Source organism: Burkholderia sp. Bp8963 (assembly GCF_003854275.1).
Lineage (GTDB): Bacteria > Pseudomonadota > Gammaproteobacteria > Burkholderiales > Burkholderiaceae > Burkholderia.
This window is the reverse complement of sequence record NZ_QTQP01000029.1, coordinates 27,561-44,286: the sequence shown is the minus strand read 5'-3', so window position 1 is coordinate 44,286 and position 16,726 is coordinate 27,561. Positions and strand designations below refer to the sequence as shown.

Annotated in this window: 15 protein-coding genes; 13 read left to right on the top strand and 2 right to left on the bottom strand. The window is 66.3% G+C overall.

Annotation, left to right across the window (positions count from 1 at the left end):
• The 5 genes from fdhA to DID96_RS23095 all read left to right on the top strand — a co-directional run bounded on the left by fdhA (position 1) and on the right by DID96_RS23095 (position 3,832).
• Complete coding sequence (gene fdhA, locus DID96_RS23115; RefSeq protein ID WP_124601592.1) at positions 1-1,197, top strand: formaldehyde dehydrogenase, glutathione-independent; 1,197 nt, start codon at positions 1-3, stop codon at positions 1,195-1,197.
• 350 nt (positions 1,198-1,547) lie between these two features.
• Positions 1,548-1,874, top strand: coding sequence for a DsrE family protein (locus tag DID96_RS23110; protein WP_124601591.1), 327 nt, complete (start codon positions 1,548-1,550; stop codon positions 1,872-1,874).
• Between the two features lie 15 nt (positions 1,875-1,889).
• Entirely contained in the window at positions 1,890-2,303 is a 414-nt protein-coding gene (locus DID96_RS23105) for a DsrE/DsrF/TusD sulfur relay family protein (protein ID WP_124601590.1), read from the top strand.
• 10 nt (positions 2,304-2,313) lie between these two features.
• Positions 2,314-2,694 (top strand): DsrE family protein, encoded by a 381-nt coding sequence (locus DID96_RS23100; protein ID WP_124601589.1) that lies wholly within the window; start codon positions 2,314-2,316, stop codon positions 2,692-2,694.
• A 202-nt stretch (positions 2,695-2,896) separates the two neighbouring features.
• Positions 2,897-3,832 carry a LysR substrate-binding domain-containing protein gene (locus tag DID96_RS23095; RefSeq protein ID WP_124601588.1) on the top strand — a complete coding sequence of 312 codons (936 nt, stop codon included), beginning with the start codon at positions 2,897-2,899 and terminating at the stop codon, positions 3,830-3,832.
• Here DID96_RS23095 and DID96_RS23090 read toward each other — a convergent pair.
• Positions 3,821-4,708 (bottom strand): DMT family transporter, encoded by an 888-nt coding sequence (locus tag DID96_RS23090; RefSeq protein WP_124601587.1) that lies wholly within the window; start codon positions 4,706-4,708, stop codon positions 3,821-3,823. The genes DID96_RS23095 and DID96_RS23090 overlap by 12 nt on opposite strands.
• A 240-nt stretch (positions 4,709-4,948) precedes the next feature.
• Positions 4,949-5,974, bottom strand: a complete 1,026-nt coding sequence (locus DID96_RS23085) for a GlxA family transcriptional regulator (protein ID WP_124601586.1) — start codon at positions 5,972-5,974, stop codon at positions 4,949-4,951.
• Positions 5,975-6,423: 449 nt separating this feature from the next.
• Here DID96_RS23085 and DID96_RS23080 point away from each other — a divergent pair, with 449 nt between their 5' ends.
• From DID96_RS23080 to DID96_RS23045, 8 genes are all read left to right on the top strand, one after another.
• Positions 6,424-7,698 (top strand): serine hydroxymethyltransferase, encoded by a 1,275-nt coding sequence (locus tag DID96_RS23080; RefSeq protein ID WP_124601585.1) that lies wholly within the window; start codon positions 6,424-6,426, stop codon positions 7,696-7,698.
• Between the two features lie 33 nt (positions 7,699-7,731).
• The gene (locus tag DID96_RS23075; RefSeq protein WP_124601584.1) at positions 7,732-8,703 is read left to right on the top strand and encodes a dipeptidase; all 972 of its coding nucleotides are present in this window, start codon (positions 7,732-7,734) and stop codon (positions 8,701-8,703) included.
• A gap of 134 nt (positions 8,704-8,837) precedes the next feature.
• Complete coding sequence (locus DID96_RS23070) at positions 8,838-9,371, top strand: DUF5943 domain-containing protein (RefSeq protein WP_124601583.1); 534 nt, start codon at positions 8,838-8,840, stop codon at positions 9,369-9,371.
• Between the two features lie 68 nt (positions 9,372-9,439).
• Complete coding sequence (locus DID96_RS23065; protein ID WP_124601582.1) at positions 9,440-11,503, top strand: NADH:flavin oxidoreductase; 2,064 nt, start codon at positions 9,440-9,442, stop codon at positions 11,501-11,503.
• A 4-nt stretch (positions 11,504-11,507) separates the two neighbouring features.
• Complete coding sequence (locus DID96_RS23060) at positions 11,508-13,433, top strand: (Fe-S)-binding protein (RefSeq protein ID WP_124601581.1); 1,926 nt, start codon at positions 11,508-11,510, stop codon at positions 13,431-13,433.
• 8 nt (positions 13,434-13,441) lie between these two features.
• Positions 13,442-14,611: an electron transfer flavoprotein subunit alpha/FixB family protein gene (locus tag DID96_RS23055; protein ID WP_124601580.1), complete on the top strand. Its 1,170-nt coding sequence runs from the start codon at positions 13,442-13,444 to the stop codon at positions 14,609-14,611.
• Entirely contained in the window at positions 14,608-15,393 is a 786-nt protein-coding gene (locus tag DID96_RS23050) for an electron transfer flavoprotein subunit beta/FixA family protein (RefSeq protein WP_124601579.1), read from the top strand. Before DID96_RS23055 ends, DID96_RS23050 begins: the two co-directional genes overlap by 4 nt.
• Positions 15,394-15,445: 52 nt before the next feature.
• Positions 15,446-16,699, top strand: a complete 1,254-nt coding sequence (locus tag DID96_RS23045) for an SRPBCC family protein (protein WP_124601578.1) — start codon at positions 15,446-15,448, stop codon at positions 16,697-16,699.
• Positions 16,700-16,726: the final 27 nt, after the last annotated feature.

Below are 16,726 nucleotides of genomic sequence, written 5' to 3'. Positions count from 1 at the left end.
ATGAGCAGCAATCGAGGTGTCGTCTATCTTGGGCCGGGCAAGGTCGAGGTGCAGAAGATCGATTATCCGAAGATGGTCGATCCGAGTGGCCGCGCGATCGGTCACGGCGTGATCCTGAAGGTGGTGAGCACGAACATCTGCGGTTCCGACCAGCACATGGTGCGCGGCCGCACGACCGCGCCGGTCGGGCTCGTGCTCGGCCACGAGATCACCGGCGAGGTGGTCGAGGTCGGCCGCGACGTCGAGACGCTGAAGATCGGCGATCTCGTGTCGGTGCCGTTCAACGTCGCATGCGGCCGCTGCGCGATGTGCAAGGAAACGCATACGGGCGTGTGCCTGAACGTGAACCCGTCGCGCGCGGGCGGCGCCTACGGCTACGTCGACATGGGCGGCTGGATCGGCGGGCAGGCCGAATACGTGCTGGTGCCGTACGCAGACTTCAACCTGCTGAAGTTCCCCGACCGCGACCAGGCGATGGCGAAGATCCGCGATCTCACCTGCCTGTCCGATATTCTGCCGACCGGCTATCACGGCGCGGTCAGCGCGGGCGTGAAGCCCGGCTCGACGGTGTATATCGCCGGCGCGGGCCCGGTCGGGATGGCGGCCGCCGCGTCGGCGCGCCTGCTCGGCGCGGCCGTGACGATCGTCGGCGACATGAATGCGGAGCGTCTCGCACACGCGAAGGCGATGGGTTTCGAGACGGTCGACCTGTCGAAGGACGCGACGCTCGGCGAGCAGATCGCCGAGATCCTCGGCACGCCGGAGATCGATTGCGCGGTGGATTGCGTCGGCTTCGAGGCGCATGGCCACGGCTCGTCGGGCCACTCGGAAGAAGCGCCGGCCACGGTGCTGAACTCGCTGATGGAAATCACGCGGCCGGCCGGCGCGATCGGCATCCCGGGCCTGTACGTGACCGACGATCCGGGCGCGAAGGACAAGGCCGCGCAGCACGGCAGCCTGAGCATCCGCTTCGGCCTCGGCTGGGCGAAGTCGCATTCGTTCTTCACGGGCCAGACGCCGGTGCTGAAGTACAACCGCAACCTGATGCAGGCGATCCTGTTCGACCGGCTGCCGATCGCGAAGATCGTCAACGTGTCGGTGATCTCGCTCGACGATGCGCCGGAAGGCTACAAGAAGTTCGACGGCGGCGCGCCGCGCAAATTCGTCATCGATCCGCACGGTTTGCTGGCGGCGTAACGCGCGACGCAGTGCTGGCGTCATGAGCGGGCGGTCCGGTAACGGGCCGCCCGTTTTCGTTTGGGGGTGTCGGGAATTCCGGTATCCGGTGCGCCATTCCTGACGTCCACGAAAGGCCCGGGTTCGCGGCGACTACGATTCTTGAGCGCAGCGCCAGTTCGTGACCGGAAGTTTGCACGATATGACGCGTGGTTATTTGGACTGTTTCCCCGTTCTGCTATACCCAATTCAAGGGCTGGCGCGGCGCACACGCCACACGGTCAATTGGCGCGCATTGCGATGAGCGCGATGCGGGGGCAACGCTTCGGCGGCAACCGGTTGTTCGGACCGCAAGCCGTCAGGAGGCTGAGATGGCGAATTACCTGTTCGTGGAATCGCGCGATCCGTATGGTGCCCGGGACACCCAGCAGTTTGACGAACTCGCCAAAGGCCTGCGCGGGCGAAACCACGCAGTCACGTTGTTCCTGGTTCAAAACGGCGTGCTGTCGACACGCCCGGGGGCAAAGTTCAGCGAGCGGTATGCGGAGCTGACGCGCAGCGGCATCACGGTTCTTGCAGACGAATTCTCGCTGCGTGAGCGGGCGATCGAGCGGCTGGCGGACGGTGTCCAGCAAGCCGGTATCGATCAGCTCGTCGATCTCCTGTTCGTGGCCGACACAAAGGCCATTTGGTATTGAAGCAAGGAGAACGTGATGGCTACCGGCAAGAAACTGACCCTGGCACTGATGGATCCGCCGTATGAGAAGGCCGCGAGCACCACGGCGCTGCGGCTGGTCGATGCGGCGTTACGTCGAGGCCACGACGTCACGGTGTTCGCCTATGAAGGCGCGGTCAATCTGACGATGAAAGCGCAGGCCCCGCACGCCAATCCGGTCAAGGGCACATCGGTGGAGGAAGAGGATCACCCGACCACCAGGAGCTGGATTGCGGCGCTGTTTGAGCTCGCGGCGCAGCAGGGTGTCAAGCTCGACTGGATCAACTGCGGGCTGTGCGCGGACGAACGCGGCGCGGGTGACTGGATCGATGGGCCACGCCGCGGCAGCCCGAAGGATTTTCTCGAGTCCGTGACGCAGAGCGACGCCGTGCTCGTCATCCCGACGAAATAGGGGGCACGCCATGAAAATCCTGAGCATTGTCGAGACAGCGTACCGGGCGACGCTTGAAGAGCAGGACGACACCATCCTGTGGCTGAATCATGTGCTGAAAAACGCCGGTGCGGATGTCGGCTTGCTGCTGCGCGGCAGCGCAGTGAATTACGCGGTGCGCGGCCAGGACGCCACCGGGCTCACGTTCGGCGCGCGCCGGCATGCTCATCCGGCGGCGCTCGACAAGGATCTGGAAAAAATGATCGGCGCCGGTGTCGCCGTCTATGCCGTCAGCGAGGACATGCGCGATCGCGGATTGTCGAAGGAAGACGTGATCGGGGGCTTGACGCAGGTCGGATGGGACGAGATCCCCGCACTGTTCGACCAGTTCGATCAGGTCTGGCACTGGTAACGGCAAGGCTGCTTGCCGTCGCGCCACCGTTTGCGAACAAAGGTACGAGGCGCGGGCGGTCCGGGTTCCGGGCCGCCCGTTTTCGTTGCGGTCGACGCGAGCAGAGGCGCCCCGGCACTGATTCCCGGCCCATGGATATGTTGGGATAATCGGCAACCGTCTCCCTGACCTTCCTGCACGGATCGACAACCCACACCCAGCGATGGCCAAGTCCCTACCCCTCGCAGCGTTGCACACGTTCGTCGAAGTGGCGCGATGCGGCAGCATGAAGCAGGCCGCCGACGTGCTCTGCCTGTCGCCTGGCGCTGTCAGCCAGCACATCCGCAATCTCGAGGATCGGCTGGCCGTGCGCCTGTTCGAGCGAAACGGCCGGGAGATCGAACTGACGGGCACCGGTCGTGCGCTGTTCGATCAGCTTGCGGGCGGCTTCAAGGAAATCGAAGCCGCGTGGTCGAACATACACGGCGCGAACCGGCGCGTGGTCCGCCTGACGGTGACGACGACTGCGTCGTTCGCGAACACGTGGCTCGTGCATCGCCTCGGCTCGTTCAACGCCGCCTACCCCGAAATCGAAATCACCATCGAGACGCGCGCGCAGCTGGTCGACCTGCGCCGCGACTACGTCGACGTCGCGATCCGGCACGGTTTGGGCGACTATCCGGGACACGCGTCGCTCCGCATCTGGACGCCGGAGCTGTGGCCCATATGCAGCCCGCGACTGCTCGATCCGGCCAGGCCCATCGACAATCCGGCCGACTGCCTGCTGTATCCGCTGCTGCAGGACGCGGATCGCGCGGACTGGGCGCTTTGGCTGCGCGCGCAAGGGATCGAGGATCCCCGTGCGCAGCGCGGAGCGAGCTTCGGCGAGGATCCGCTGCTGATCAAGGCCGCCGTTGCGGCGCAGGGGATCGCGCTCGTCCGTGACATCTATGCGAAGGACGAGATCGCGGCCGGGCGGCTGGTTCGCGTGCTGACGCGGCCGTGGCCGACCGAGTTCTGCTACTACGTCGTATGCAGCGAAGCCCGGCAGGACGAATGGAAGATCGCGGCGTTCCGCGACTGGCTCGTACGGGAAATCGCCGAAGGCGACGGGCAGGGCGGATTTGTGGCCGGACTACCGCCCGGACTACTGCCGTGACCCGCGCGCGACGGCCGCGCCGAACCCCTTGATCTTGCCGGTCGCGAGCGCCGTGCCGAGCAGGATGATCGCGCACCCCGCGACGGTTTGTGCGGTAATCGTCTCGTGCAGGAAGATCGCGCCCCAGACGACGCCGAAGATCGGGATCAGGAACGTGACCGACGCGGCGTACTGCGCACCCGCGTTGCGAATCAACCCGAAGTACAGCAGGTACGCGACGGCCGTGCACACCGCGCCCAGCAGCACGACGGCGATCCAGGCGGATGCGTGAACCGGGCTGCCCGGCCACATGTGCAGTGCGAGCGGCGCGAGGGCGAGTGCCGCGAACAGCTGGCTGCCGAACGCGGACACGAACGGCCTGACGTTGGCCAGTTTCCGCTTCGAATAATGGGCGGCGAACCCGTACGACAGCGTCGCGACCATCGCGGCGGCGATGGCGCCGGTTGCGCCGGCCGTGCCGCCGCCGACTTCCGCGCCCGCCAGCACGACGACGCCGACGAAGCCGACTGCGAGACCGATCGCCTGCGGCTTCGTCAACGGCATGCGTAGCCACAGGTACGCGACGATCGCGGTCCAGAGCGGCGTCGTCGCGTTCAGGATCGAGTCGGTGCCGGCCGTCACGAAAAGCGCCGCGTAGGTCAGCAGGCAGAACGGGAGCGCCGAGTTGGCGATGCCGACGACGAATAGCGGCACGAGATGCGAGCGGAACTCGCGCCGTGCGTCCGCGTTGCGCAGCACCGGCGACAGCAGCACGGCCGCGATCGCGACCCGCAGCGCGATCAGCGGGACGACGCCGAACTCCGGCGCGCCCATGCGCATGAACAGGAAGGACGCGCCCCAGATGGCGGCGAGGATGACGAGCTGTAATGCATTCATGTGCGAACTCCGCGCGTTGGAGTGGGCCATGCGCCGGAACGCGATGCGCGTCGACGCGGCCGATCGCACCATTGAACGCCACGAAGCTGTCGCGACACAAACGAGGTTTTGTGAGACCCCGGTTTAAAAAAATGAATCGACGCGCGCGACAACGGGTTACGGGTTCTCGGTGAAAGCAAAACGCCCCGGGCGGGCGACCGGGGCGATGCTTATGGCAAGCGGTATGCCCGACGCGAACGATCAGGCGTGCATCACATGCGTCGGAAACGCCGCACCGCCTGACCCAGCCGGCTGCGCCAGCGGTGCAACCTGCTTGCGCCGCTCGCGCGTCGGCGCGACGCCGAACGCGTCGCGATAACTCTTGCTGAAATGGCATGCAGACTGGAAGCCGCACGCCATCGTGATGTGCATGATCGACATGTCGGTCTGCAGCAGCAGCTCGCGCGCACGGCGCAGCCGCAACGTCAGGTAGTAGTGCGTCGGCGTCATCCCGAGATGTTCGCGGAACAGCCGCTGCAGTTGCCGCTGCGACATGTTCGCAAGCCGCGCGAGCTCCTCGCGGGACAGCGGTTCCTCGATGTTGTTCTCCATCAGCGAGATCACTTCGAACAGCGACTTGTTCGCCGAGCCGAGCCGCGCGACGAGCGGCATCCGCTGCTGCGCGCTCGTGTCGCGCACGTGTTCGACGATGAACTGCTCGGCGATCTGCGTGACGCGCGCGGTGCCGACGCGCGCGGCGATCAGGTTCAGCATCATGTCGAGCGGCGCGACGCCGCCCGTGCACGTGATGCGGTCGCGGTCGATCACGAACAGCTCCTTCAGGAAGCGCGTGTCCGGAAACTCCTCCTTCAGCGCGGACATGTTCTCCCAGTGGATCGCGCACGCATAGCCGGCGAGCAGGCCCGATTTCGCGAGCGCGTAGGTGCCCGTGCACAGGCTGCCGAGCGGAATGCCCGCGCGCGCGAAGCGGCGCAGCGTCGACAGGTGGTCCGCCGTCGTCGCGCGCTGCACGTCGACGCCGCCGCACACGAATACGATGTCCGGCTGCCCCGCGCATTCGGCAGGGCCCGTGTCGACCGTCAGGCCGTTGCTCGCCGTGACCGGGCCGCCGTCCGGGCTGATCACCGACCAGCGGTAGAGCGGTTGGCCGCTCAGGTAGTTCGCCATCCGAAGCACCTCGATCGCGTTCGTGAACGCGATCATCGTGAAGTTGGGCAACGGCATGAACGCGAAGTGGGACAGCGACGCTGTGCGGTCGGGCGACATGGGGAGCGTTCCTTGAATCTCTACTAATAGCTATTGGCCCGGGACACGAGTCGGGCTGCGGTATTGTGTGAGCGAGTGCAACAAGCGTGCCATACGGCTAAACCCTAGCTCCATACGTTGCCTGCACGCAGCGGCGATGCTGCACTGCACCGTATCCGTGACGTGCTGCACCCGCACCGGGCAGCGCCGGCACCGCCCGAGTGCCTGTTCACAGGTGAACGCGGCTCGTGCGTTTCATTGGGCATCCGAAAAAGCACGACCGGTCACTTGTATAAATTGGACGCGAATGGCGGAAAAGGCAAAGAACGCGTCTAAATTCATCAATCGACCGAAAATCCGAACGACAAGAATAGAGCCGTCGGCAGCCATGTTCTGGACATGCTGGAAACCCAGACGCGGCGGGCCTCAAGCGTTGATTGCCGCCCCTTATTCTTCGTCACGGATGCTCTATGTCGAACACCCAGCCTTTCTTCTCGCAGCCCCTCGCCGAGCGCGACGCGCCGGTCCGCAGCGCCATCCTGAAGGAACTCGAGCGACAGCAGTCGCAGGTCGAGCTGATCGCGTCGGAAAACATCGTGTCGCGTGCGGTGCTCGAAGCGCAGGGCTCGGTGCTGACCAACAAGTACGCGGAAGGGTATCCGGGCAAGCGCTATTACGGCGGCTGCGAATTCGCCGATGAAGTCGAGGCGCTCGCGATCGAACGCGTGAAGCAGATCTTCAACGCCGGCTATGCGAACGTGCAGCCGCACTCGGGCGCGCAGGCGAACGGCTCGGTGATGCTCGCGCTCGCGAAGCCGGGCGACACGGTGCTCGGCATGTCGCTCGACGCGGGCGGCCACCTGACGCACGGCGCGAAGCCGGCGCTGTCGGGCAAGTGGTTCAACGCGGTGCAGTACGGCGTGAACCGCGACACGATGCTGATCGACTACGACCAGGTCGAGGCGCTCGCGCACGAGCACAAGCCGAACCTGATCATCGCGGGCTTCTCGGCTTATCCGCGCCAGCTCGACTTCGCGCGCTTCCGTGCGATCGCCGACAGCGTCGGCGCGAAGCTGATGGTCGACATGGCGCACATCGCGGGCGTGATCGCCGCGGGCCGCCACGCGAACCCGGTCGAGCACGCGCACGTGGTCACGTCGACCACCCACAAGACGCTGCGCGGCCCGCGCGGCGGCTTCGTGCTGACCAACGACGAAGACATCGCGAAGAAGATCAACTCGGCCGTGTTCCCCGGCCTGCAGGGCGGCCCGCTGATGCACGTGATCGCCGGCAAGGCGGTCGCGTTCGGCGAAGTGCTGCACGCGGACTTCAAGACCTACATCGACCAGGTGCTCGCGAACGCGCAGGCGCTCGGCGAAGTGCTGAAGGCGGGCGGCGTCGATCTCGTCACCGGCGGCACCGACAACCACCTGCTGCTCGTCGACCTGCGGCCGAAGGGCCTGAAGGGCGCGCCGGTCGAGCAGGCGCTCGAACGCGCGGGCATCACCTGCAACAAGAACGGCATCCCGTTCGACACGGAGAAGCCGACCGTCACGTCGGGCATCCGCCTCGGCACCCCGGCCGGCACGACGCGCGGCTTCGGTGTCGCGGAATTCCGCGAGATCGGCCGCCTGATTCTCGAAGTGTTCGACGCGCTGCGCGCGAACCCGGAAGGCGACCATGCGACCGAACAGCGCGTGCGCCGCGAAATCTTCGCGCTCTGCGAGCGCTTCCCGATTTACTGACCGACACCGACAAGACTTGAGCGAGAGACAGATATGAGCACGCTGCATCAGGACAGCATCATCATCGACGGCTTGAACATCTCGAAGTTCGAGAAGCCGGTGTTCGAAGACATGCGCAAGGGCGGCATCACGGCCGCGAACTGCACGGTGTCGGTGTGGGAGAACTTCACGAAGACCGTCGACAACATCGGCGTGATGAAGAAGAAGATCCGCGACAACAGCGAGCTGCTGACGCTGGTGCGCACGACCGACGACATCTTCCGCGCGAAGAAGGAAGGCAAGACCGGCGTGATCCTCGGCTTCCAGAACGCGCACGCGTTCGAGGACAACCTCGGCTACATCGAGGCGTTTGCCGACATGGGCGTGCGCGTCGTGCAGCTTTGCTACAACACGCAGAACCTGGTCGGCACCGGCTGCTACGAGCGTGACGGCGGGCTGTCGGACTTCGGCCGCGAAGTGATTACCGAGATGAACCGCGTCGGCATCATGGTCGACCTGTCGCATGTGGGCGGCAACACGTCGTCGGAAGCGATCGCGTTCTCGAAGAAGCCGGTGTGCTATTCGCACTGCCTGCCGTCGGGCCTGAAGGAGCATCCGCGCAACAAGAGCGACGCACAGCTGAAGGAAATCGCCGATGCAGGCGGCTTCGTCGGCGTGACGATGTTCGCGCCGTTCCTGAAGCGCGGAATCGAAGCGACGATCGACGACTACATCGAGGCGATCGATTATGTCGTGAACCTGATCGGCGAGGACGCGGTCGGCATCGGCACGGATTTCACGCAGGATTTCGCGAAGGAATTCTTCGACATGCTGACGCACGACAAGGGCCGCTACCGCCAGCTGACGAACTTCGGCAAGGTGATCAACCCTGACGGCATCCGCACGATCGGCGAATTCCCGAACCTGACCGCGGCGATGGAGCGCGCGGGCTGGAAGGAGTCGAAGATCCGCAAGCTGATGGGCGAGAACTGGGTGCGCGTGTTCAAGGACGTGTGGGGCGCGTAAGCGCCGCAAGCCGAACCGCCAGCGATTCAACATAGAGAAGATCGGGACGTGCCCGCGCAAGCCGCGCGGGCACGCGGACGATGACATGCCTGCGCCCGAGCCGCGCGGCGATATTTCCTCACGGAGTCACCACGATGCAACCGCAACTGCCGATCAACGTCGATCCCGATACCGGCGTCTGGACCACCGACGCGCTGCCGATGCTGTACGTGCCGCGTCACTTCTTCACGAACAATCACGTCGCCGTCGAGGAAGCGCTCGGCGTTCAAGCGTATGCCGAGATCCTCTACAAGGCCGGCTACAAGTCCGCGTACCACTGGTGCGACAAGGAAGCGAAGCTGCACGGCCTGACCGGCATGGCCGTGTTCGAGCACTACCTGAAGCGCCTGTCGCAACGCGGCTGGGGCCTGTTCTCGATCGTCGAGGTCGACCCGGCGAGCGCGCGCGCGAAGATCGAACTGCGCCACTCGTCGTTCGTGCTCCAGCAGCCTGGCAAGGAAGGCAAGCTCTGCTACATGTTCGCCGGCTGGTTCGCCGGTGCGATGGACTGGGTGAACGACACGACGCCGGAAGGCAAGGGCGCGCCGCGCTCGCAATCGAAGGAAGTGCAATGTGCGGCCGAGGGCCACGACCACTGCGTGTTCGAAGTGTCGCCGCTCTCGCACTGATGCACTGAAACACTGAAGCAGAACAACACCCGCAACACGAGACATACGAACGCCAGAGGTCGCCTGCGATGCGTTATCCCCACCTGTTCAAACCCATGCAGCTGAACCAGTTGACGCTGCGCAACCGGATCGTCAGCACCGCGCATGCGGAGGTGTATGCCGAGCCGGGCGGCCTGCCGGGCGACCGCTATATCCGCTACTACGAAGAAAAGGCGAAGGGCGGCGTCGGCCTCGCGATCTGCGGCGGGTCGAGCCCCGTGTCGATCGACAGCCCGCAGGGCTGGTGGAAATCGGTGAACCTGTCGAACGACAGGATCATCGACCCGCTCACGCGCCTGGCCGACACGATGCACAAGCACGGCGCGAAGATCATGATCCAGGCGACGCACATGGGCCGCCGCTCGTCGTTCCACGGCGAGCACTGGCCGCATCTGATGTCGCCGTCGGGCGTGCGCGAACCCGTGCACCGCGGCAACGCGAAGATCATCGAGATCGAGGAAATCCGCCGCATCATCGGCGATTTCGCGGCGGCAGCGAAGCGCGTGCAGGCCGCCGGCATGGACGGCATCGAAATCTCGGCTGCCCACCAGCACCTGATCGACCAGTTCTGGAGCAAGCGCTCGAACCATCGCACCGACGAATGGGGCGGCAGCCTCGAAAACCGCCTGCGCTTCGGCATCGAAGTGCTGACGGCGGTGCGCGAGGCGGTCGGCAAGGATTTCTGCGTCGGCCTGCGGATGTGCGGTGACGAATTCCATGAGGACGGCCTCGATCACGAAGCGCTGAAGGAAATCGCGCAGGCGATGTCGGAGACGGGCCTGATCGACTACCTGAGCGTGGTCGGCTCGGGCGGCGATACGCACAACACGATCGCCAACTGCATGCCGCCGATGGCGTTGCCGCCGGAGCCGTTCGTGCACCTCGCGGCCGGCATCAAGTCGGTGGTGAAGATTCCCGTGATGCACGCGCAGAGCATCCGCGATGCGGGCCAGGCCGAGCGCCTGCTCGCCAACGGCATGATCGACCTGGTCGGCATGACGCGTGCGCAGATCGCCGATCCGCACATGGTGATCAAGATCCGCGACGGCCGCGAGGACGAAATCAAGCAGTGCGTCGGCGCGAACTACTGCATCGACCGCCAGTACAACGGCCTCGACGTGCTGTGCATCCAGAACGCGGCCACCTCGCGCGAAGCGACGATGCCGCACATCATCGAGAAGTCGCGCGGCCCGAAGCGCAAGGTGGTGGTGGTGGGCGCCGGCCCGGCGGGCCTCGAGGCGGCACGCGTCGCGAAGCTGCGTGGCCACGACGTGGTGCTGTTCGAGAAGAATGCCGAAGTGGGCGGGCAGGTAATGATCGCGGCGAAGGCGCCGCAGCGCGAACAGATGTCGGGGATCATCCGCTGGTTCGACATGGAAACCAAGCGTCTGGGCGTCGACCGCCGCCTCGGCGTGGCCGCCGACGAGAAGATGATCATGGCCGAGAAGCCGGACATCGTCGTGCTCGCGACCGGCGGCTCGAGCTTCACGTGGCAGGTGCCGGGCTGGGGTGTGGCCGAGGGCCTGGCCGTCAGCTCGTGGGACATCCTGACCGGCAAGGTCGAGCCGAAGCAGAACGTGCTGCTGTTCGACGGCGTGAGCACGCATGCGGGCGCGGGCGTGGCCGACTTCATGGCGAGCCGCGGCTCGAAGGTCGAGGTCGTCACGCCGGACGTGAAGGTGGCCGACGATTGCGGCGGCACGACGTTCCCGATCTTCTATCGCCGCCTGTATGCGCTCGGCGTGATCCCGACGCCGAACACCATGCTCGACCGCGTCTATGAAGAGGACGGCAAGATGATCGCCGTGCTGCGCAACGAGTACACCGAGGAACTGGAAGAGCGCGCCGTCGACCAGGTGGTGATCGAGAACGGTTCGTCGCCGAACGACGAGCTGTACTGGAAGCTCAAGCCTGAATCGCTGAACCGCGGCCAGATCGATCCGCACACGCTGTTTGCGGCCGAGCCGCAGCCGTGCCTGTCGGAAGAACTTGGCAACGGCCGCTTCCTGCTGTTCCGTGTCGGCGACTGCATTTCGATGCACAACGTCCACGGCGCGATCTACGACTCGCTGCGTCTCGTGAAGGATTTTTAACGCCATGAATCCCTCCTTCCTGATTACCGCATTGCTGTGGCTGTCGGTGGCGGGGCTCGCGTTCGCGGTTGCGAAGCGCTCGTCGTACTGGCGGCTCGGGCGGGCCACTGCACCCGGCGCGTTCGGCGTCGCGAACCTGTTCGCGATTCCCAAGCGCTACTTCGTCGACCTGCACCACGTGGTCGCGCGCGACCCGTACATCGCGAAGACGCACGTCGCGACCGCGGGCGGCGCAATCGCTGCGCTCGCGCTGGTGTTCGTCAACTATGGCCTCGCGATCTATTCGCCGTGGCTCGACAAGCTGATCTTTCTCGCGGCGCTCGCGATGCTGGTCGGCGCGGTGTTCGTGTGGCGCCGTCGCGCCGCGCGGAACGTGCCGGCCCGGTTGTCGCGCGGCCCGTGGAATACGCTGCCGTGGCTGCTCGGTTCGTTCGCGCTCGGTCTCACGTTGTACACGGTCGTGCCGGCCGGCGCGATGTCCGGCGCGTTCGCGGTGCTCTGCGCGGCGCTGATCGGCATCGGCGCATTCGCGATGACGTTCGGCGCCGCGAAGGGCGGCCCGATGAAGCACGCGATCGCGGGCCTGCTGCATCTCGCGTTCCACCCGCGCCAGGAGCGTTTCGAGGCGACGCGCGAATCGTTCACCGGCAACGGCACCGCCACGCCGCCGACCGCGCTGAAGCTGCCCGACATCGAGCAGCAGGAGTACGGCGTCGCGAAGCCGGTCGAGTTCCGCTGGAACCAGTTGCTGAGCTTCGACGCATGCGTGCAGTGCGGCAAGTGCGAAGCCGCGTGCCCCGCGTTCGCATCGGGCCAGCCGCTGAACCCGAAGAAGCTGATCCAGGATCTCGTCGTCGGGATGGCGGGCGGCAGCGATGCCGCCTACGCGGGCAGCCCGACGCCGGGCATCGCGGTCGGCCAGCATCGCGGCGAGCCGAACGGCCCGATCGTGTCGGGCCTGATCGAAGCGCAGACGCTGTGGTCGTGCACGACCTGCCGCGCATGCGTGCAGGAATGCCCGATGCTGATCGAGCACGTCGATGCGATCGTCGACATGCGCCGCAACCAGACGCTCGTGCACGGCACGGTGCCGGGCAAGGGCGCCGAAGTGCTCGCGAACCTGCGCGAGACGGGCACGATGGGCGGCTACGACACCGCCGCGCGCTACGACTGGTCGGTGGACCTGAGCGCGCCAGTCGCGCAGCCGGGCCGGCCGGTCGACGTGCTGTTCGTCGCAGGTGAGGGCGCGTTCGACATGCGCTACCAGCGCACGCTGCGCGCGCTCGTCAAGGTGCTGAACAAGGCGGGCGTCGACTACGCGGTGCTCGGCAGCGGCGAGACGGACACCGGCGACGTCGCGCGCCGTCTCGGCGACGAGGCGACGTTCCAGCAGCTCGCGAAGCGCCTGATCGGCACGCTGTCGACGCTGTCGTACAAGCAGATCGTGACGGCCGACCCGCACGTGATGCACAGCCTGCGCAACGAATACCGCGCGCTCGGCCTGCGCGTGACGGTCAAGCATCACACGACCTATCTCGCCGAGCTGGCCGAGAGCGGCAAGATCGCGCCGAAGGCCGTCGAAGCGCTGCGCGAGAAGCGCACCACCTATCACGATCCGTGCTACCTCGGCCGCTACAACGGCGAGACGGACGCGCCGCGCAAGCTGCTGAAGACGATCGGCATTCCGATCGTCGAGATGGAACGCAACGGGATGCGCGGCCGCTGCTGCGGCGGTGGCGGCGGCGCGCCGCTGACCGACATCCCCGGCAAGCAGCGCATTCCGGACATCCGCATTGCCGACGCGCGCACGATCGGCGCGGAAGTGGTCGCGGTTGCCTGCCCGAACTGCACGGCGATGCTCGAAGGCGTCGTGGGCCCGCGCCCCGATGTGCTCGACGTGGCCGAACTCGTCGCCGCTTCGCTGGAGTGAGTGAATCGATGAACACGATCAAACGAATCGATCCGCGCCGGCCGTTCATCATCACGGCGGCAGGGCTGAAGCGCATCACGCTCGGCGAGACCGGCAGTGCGGACGCGAGCGCCGCGCACTGGTCCGCCCATGCACACGGCGCCGCGGCAGCGAAGCCGCGCCGCGCGGTGCAGGATCCGAAACACGTGCTGCTTGCGGTCGCGCACAGCGAGCGCGGCGCGCTCGACGACCATGCGCGCCAGGCGATCGCCGCCGCCGCGCTGCTCGCCGACGAACACACCGAAGTCGCGCTGCTGGTGTTCGGTGAACTGAAGGACGACGCGGCCGAACTCGGCGTCGACAAGCTGATCGAGCTGACCGGCTTCGACCGCCGCACGTTCGCGCCCGAAAGCGAATTGCAGGCATTGCAGGCGTGCGTCGCGGCGCTCGCGCCGAAGCACGTGTTCGTGCCCGACAACGCGACCGGCGACGGCGATCTCGGCCGGCGCCATGCGGCGGCGGCCGGCGCGAGCGTCGCGACCCATGTGGTCGAGCTCGATGCGCGGCACGTCGGCATGTATGCACAGGCGAAACGCGCATTCGCGACCCGCGCGCTGCCGGACGTGATCCTGCTTGCGCCGAACGCGGTGGAACCGAAGCTGCCGTTCGTCGGCGCGGGCGAGCGCCTGGCGAGCGACTTCATTCGTCCGACGGATCAGGTCGAACGCGCGACGCGCGATCTCGGCCTCGAGGAACTCGACGCCGCGCAGGTCGCGCTCGAGGAAGCGGATTTCATCGTGTCGGCCGGCAATGGCGTGACCGACATCGGCGCGTTCGAGCGGCTCGCCGGCGCGTTCGGCGCGGCGATCGGCGCGAGCCGCGTCGCAGTCGACAACGGCCACTTCACGCGCGACAAGCAGGTTGGCGCGACCGGCAAGACGGTCGACGCGAGCATCTACATTGCGTTCGGCATCTCGGGCGCGGTGCAGCACCTGCAGGGGATCAAGGACTGCCGCCACGTGATCGCGGTGAACCTCGACGGCAGTGCGCCGATCGCGAAGCGCGCGAACCTGACGGTGGTCGGCGATGCGCAGGCGACGATCGCCGCGCTGATCGAGCAGGTCCAGGCCGCGCGGGCCGCGCGCGGCACATCGCCGGCTTCGGCCGGCGCCCGTGAACCCGAAGGAGCCGCAGCATGAATGCCCCCCGACTGTTGAAACGCATCGCGGTGCTGGTGTCGGTCGGCCGGCATCCGGTCAGCGGCGTGCCGCGCTACAGCCGCAACGACGCGGCCGCGCTCGAGCTCGGCCGCACGCTGGCCGAGCGCCATCACTCGCAGCTCGACGTGATTCACGCGGGCGACCCGATCACGCCGGCGCTCGCCGAATACCTGGCGCTCGGCGCGCGCGAGGTCGAGGTGCTGACCTGCCGCGACGGCGACGACGCCGCACATGCGCTCGCCGCGCGAGTGGAGGGCTACGACCTCGTGCTGACCGGCACGCGCGCCGAAGGCGCGTACGACACCGGGATGCTGCCGTATCGCGTCGCCGCGGCGCTCGGCTATCCGCTCGTCGGCTCGGCCGTCGACGTGACGATCGATGCGGGCCGCGCGGTGGTCCGGCAATTCTTGCCGAAAGGATTGCGCAGGCGCGTGGACGCAGCGCTGCCGGCCGTCGTCGCGGTGCATCCGCTCGCGAATGCGCAGCCGCGCTATGCGTATGCGCGGCTGAAGGCGGGCACGGTTCGCCCCGTGCGCGTAGCGCCCGGCCGGGACGCCGACGCGGCCGCGTGGACGGTCGGCGCGATCGAGCGCAAGCCGGTAAAGCTGGTTGCCGCCGAGAAGCGCTCCGGGCATGCCCGGATGCTGTCGGCGACGACCACCGAAAGCCGTGGCGGGAACGTCGTAAATGAAGGGAGTTCGGTCGAAAAAGCACAAGTGATCCTCGCGTATTTGCGCGAGCATCAGCTCATCGACTACTGATTTTGATGCCTGTCGGCAACCACACTGGGACGCAAGGAATCCGGAGCAAACGATGAAAGTATCGGCAGACATTCGTGCACTGATCGAACGACGCAAGGCAGGGTACAGCCTCGAGGCGCCGTTCTACACGAGCGACGAGGTTTTCGCGCTGGACATGGAGGCGATCTTCCGCCAGCACTGGATCCAGGTGGCGATCGAGCCTGACGTGCCCGAACCGGGCGACTACGTGACGGTGGAACTGGGGCACGATTCGATCCTGATCGTGCGTGACGACGACATGCAGATCCGCGCGTTCCACAACGTGTGCCGCCATCGCGGCGCGCGGCTGTGCAACGAGGACAAGGGCTCGGTCGGCAATATCGTGTGCCCGTACCACAGCTGGACCTACAACCTCACCGGCCAGCTGATGTTCGCCGAGCACATGGGCGAGCAGTTCGACCGCTGCAAGCACAGCCTGAAATCGGTGCACGTGCAGAACCTCGCGGGCCTGATCTTCGTCTGCCTCGCGGACGAGCCGCCGGCCGACTTCGAGCAGCTGCGCGCAGCGATGGAGCCGTACCTGCTGCCGCACGACCTGCCGAACGCGAAGATCGCCGCGCAGATCGACATCATCGAGGAAGGCAACTGGAAGCTGACCATGGAGAACAATCGCGAGTGCTATCACTGCGTCGCGAACCATCCGGAGCTGACGATTTCGTTGTACGAATACGGGTTCGGCTACCAGCGCTCCGACGCCAACGCCGAGGGCATGGACGCGTTCGCGGAGACCTGCGTCAGGCGCGGGAAGGAGTGGGCCGAGATGGGCTTGCCGTCGGCCGAGATCGAGAAGCTGCTCGACGTGACGGGCTTCCGCACGCAGCGCCTGCCGCTCGACCGTAGCGGCGAATCGCAGACGCTCGACGCGAAGGTCGCGTCGAAGAAGCTGCTCGGCGAATTCAGCCAGGCCGATCTCGGCGGGCTGTCGTTCTGGACGCAGCCGAACTCGTGGCATCACTTCATGAGCGATCACATCGTCACGTTTTCGGTGATTCCGCTGTCGGCCGGCAAGACGCTCGTGCGCACCAAGTGGCTCGTGCACAAGGATGCAAAGGAAGGCGTCGACTACGACGTGAAGAACCTCACGGCCGTGTGGAACGCGACCAACGACCAGGACCGCGCGCTCGTCGAGTTCTCGCAGCGCGGTGCGACGAGCAGCGCGTACGAGCCGGGCCCGTACTCGCCGTACACCGAGGGCCTCGTCGAGAAGTTCTCGGCGTGGTACATCGAGCGGCTCGCCGAGAAGGTCGGCACGGCGCAGAAAGCGTAAGGCGTAAAAGCGTAAAGCGTAAAAGCG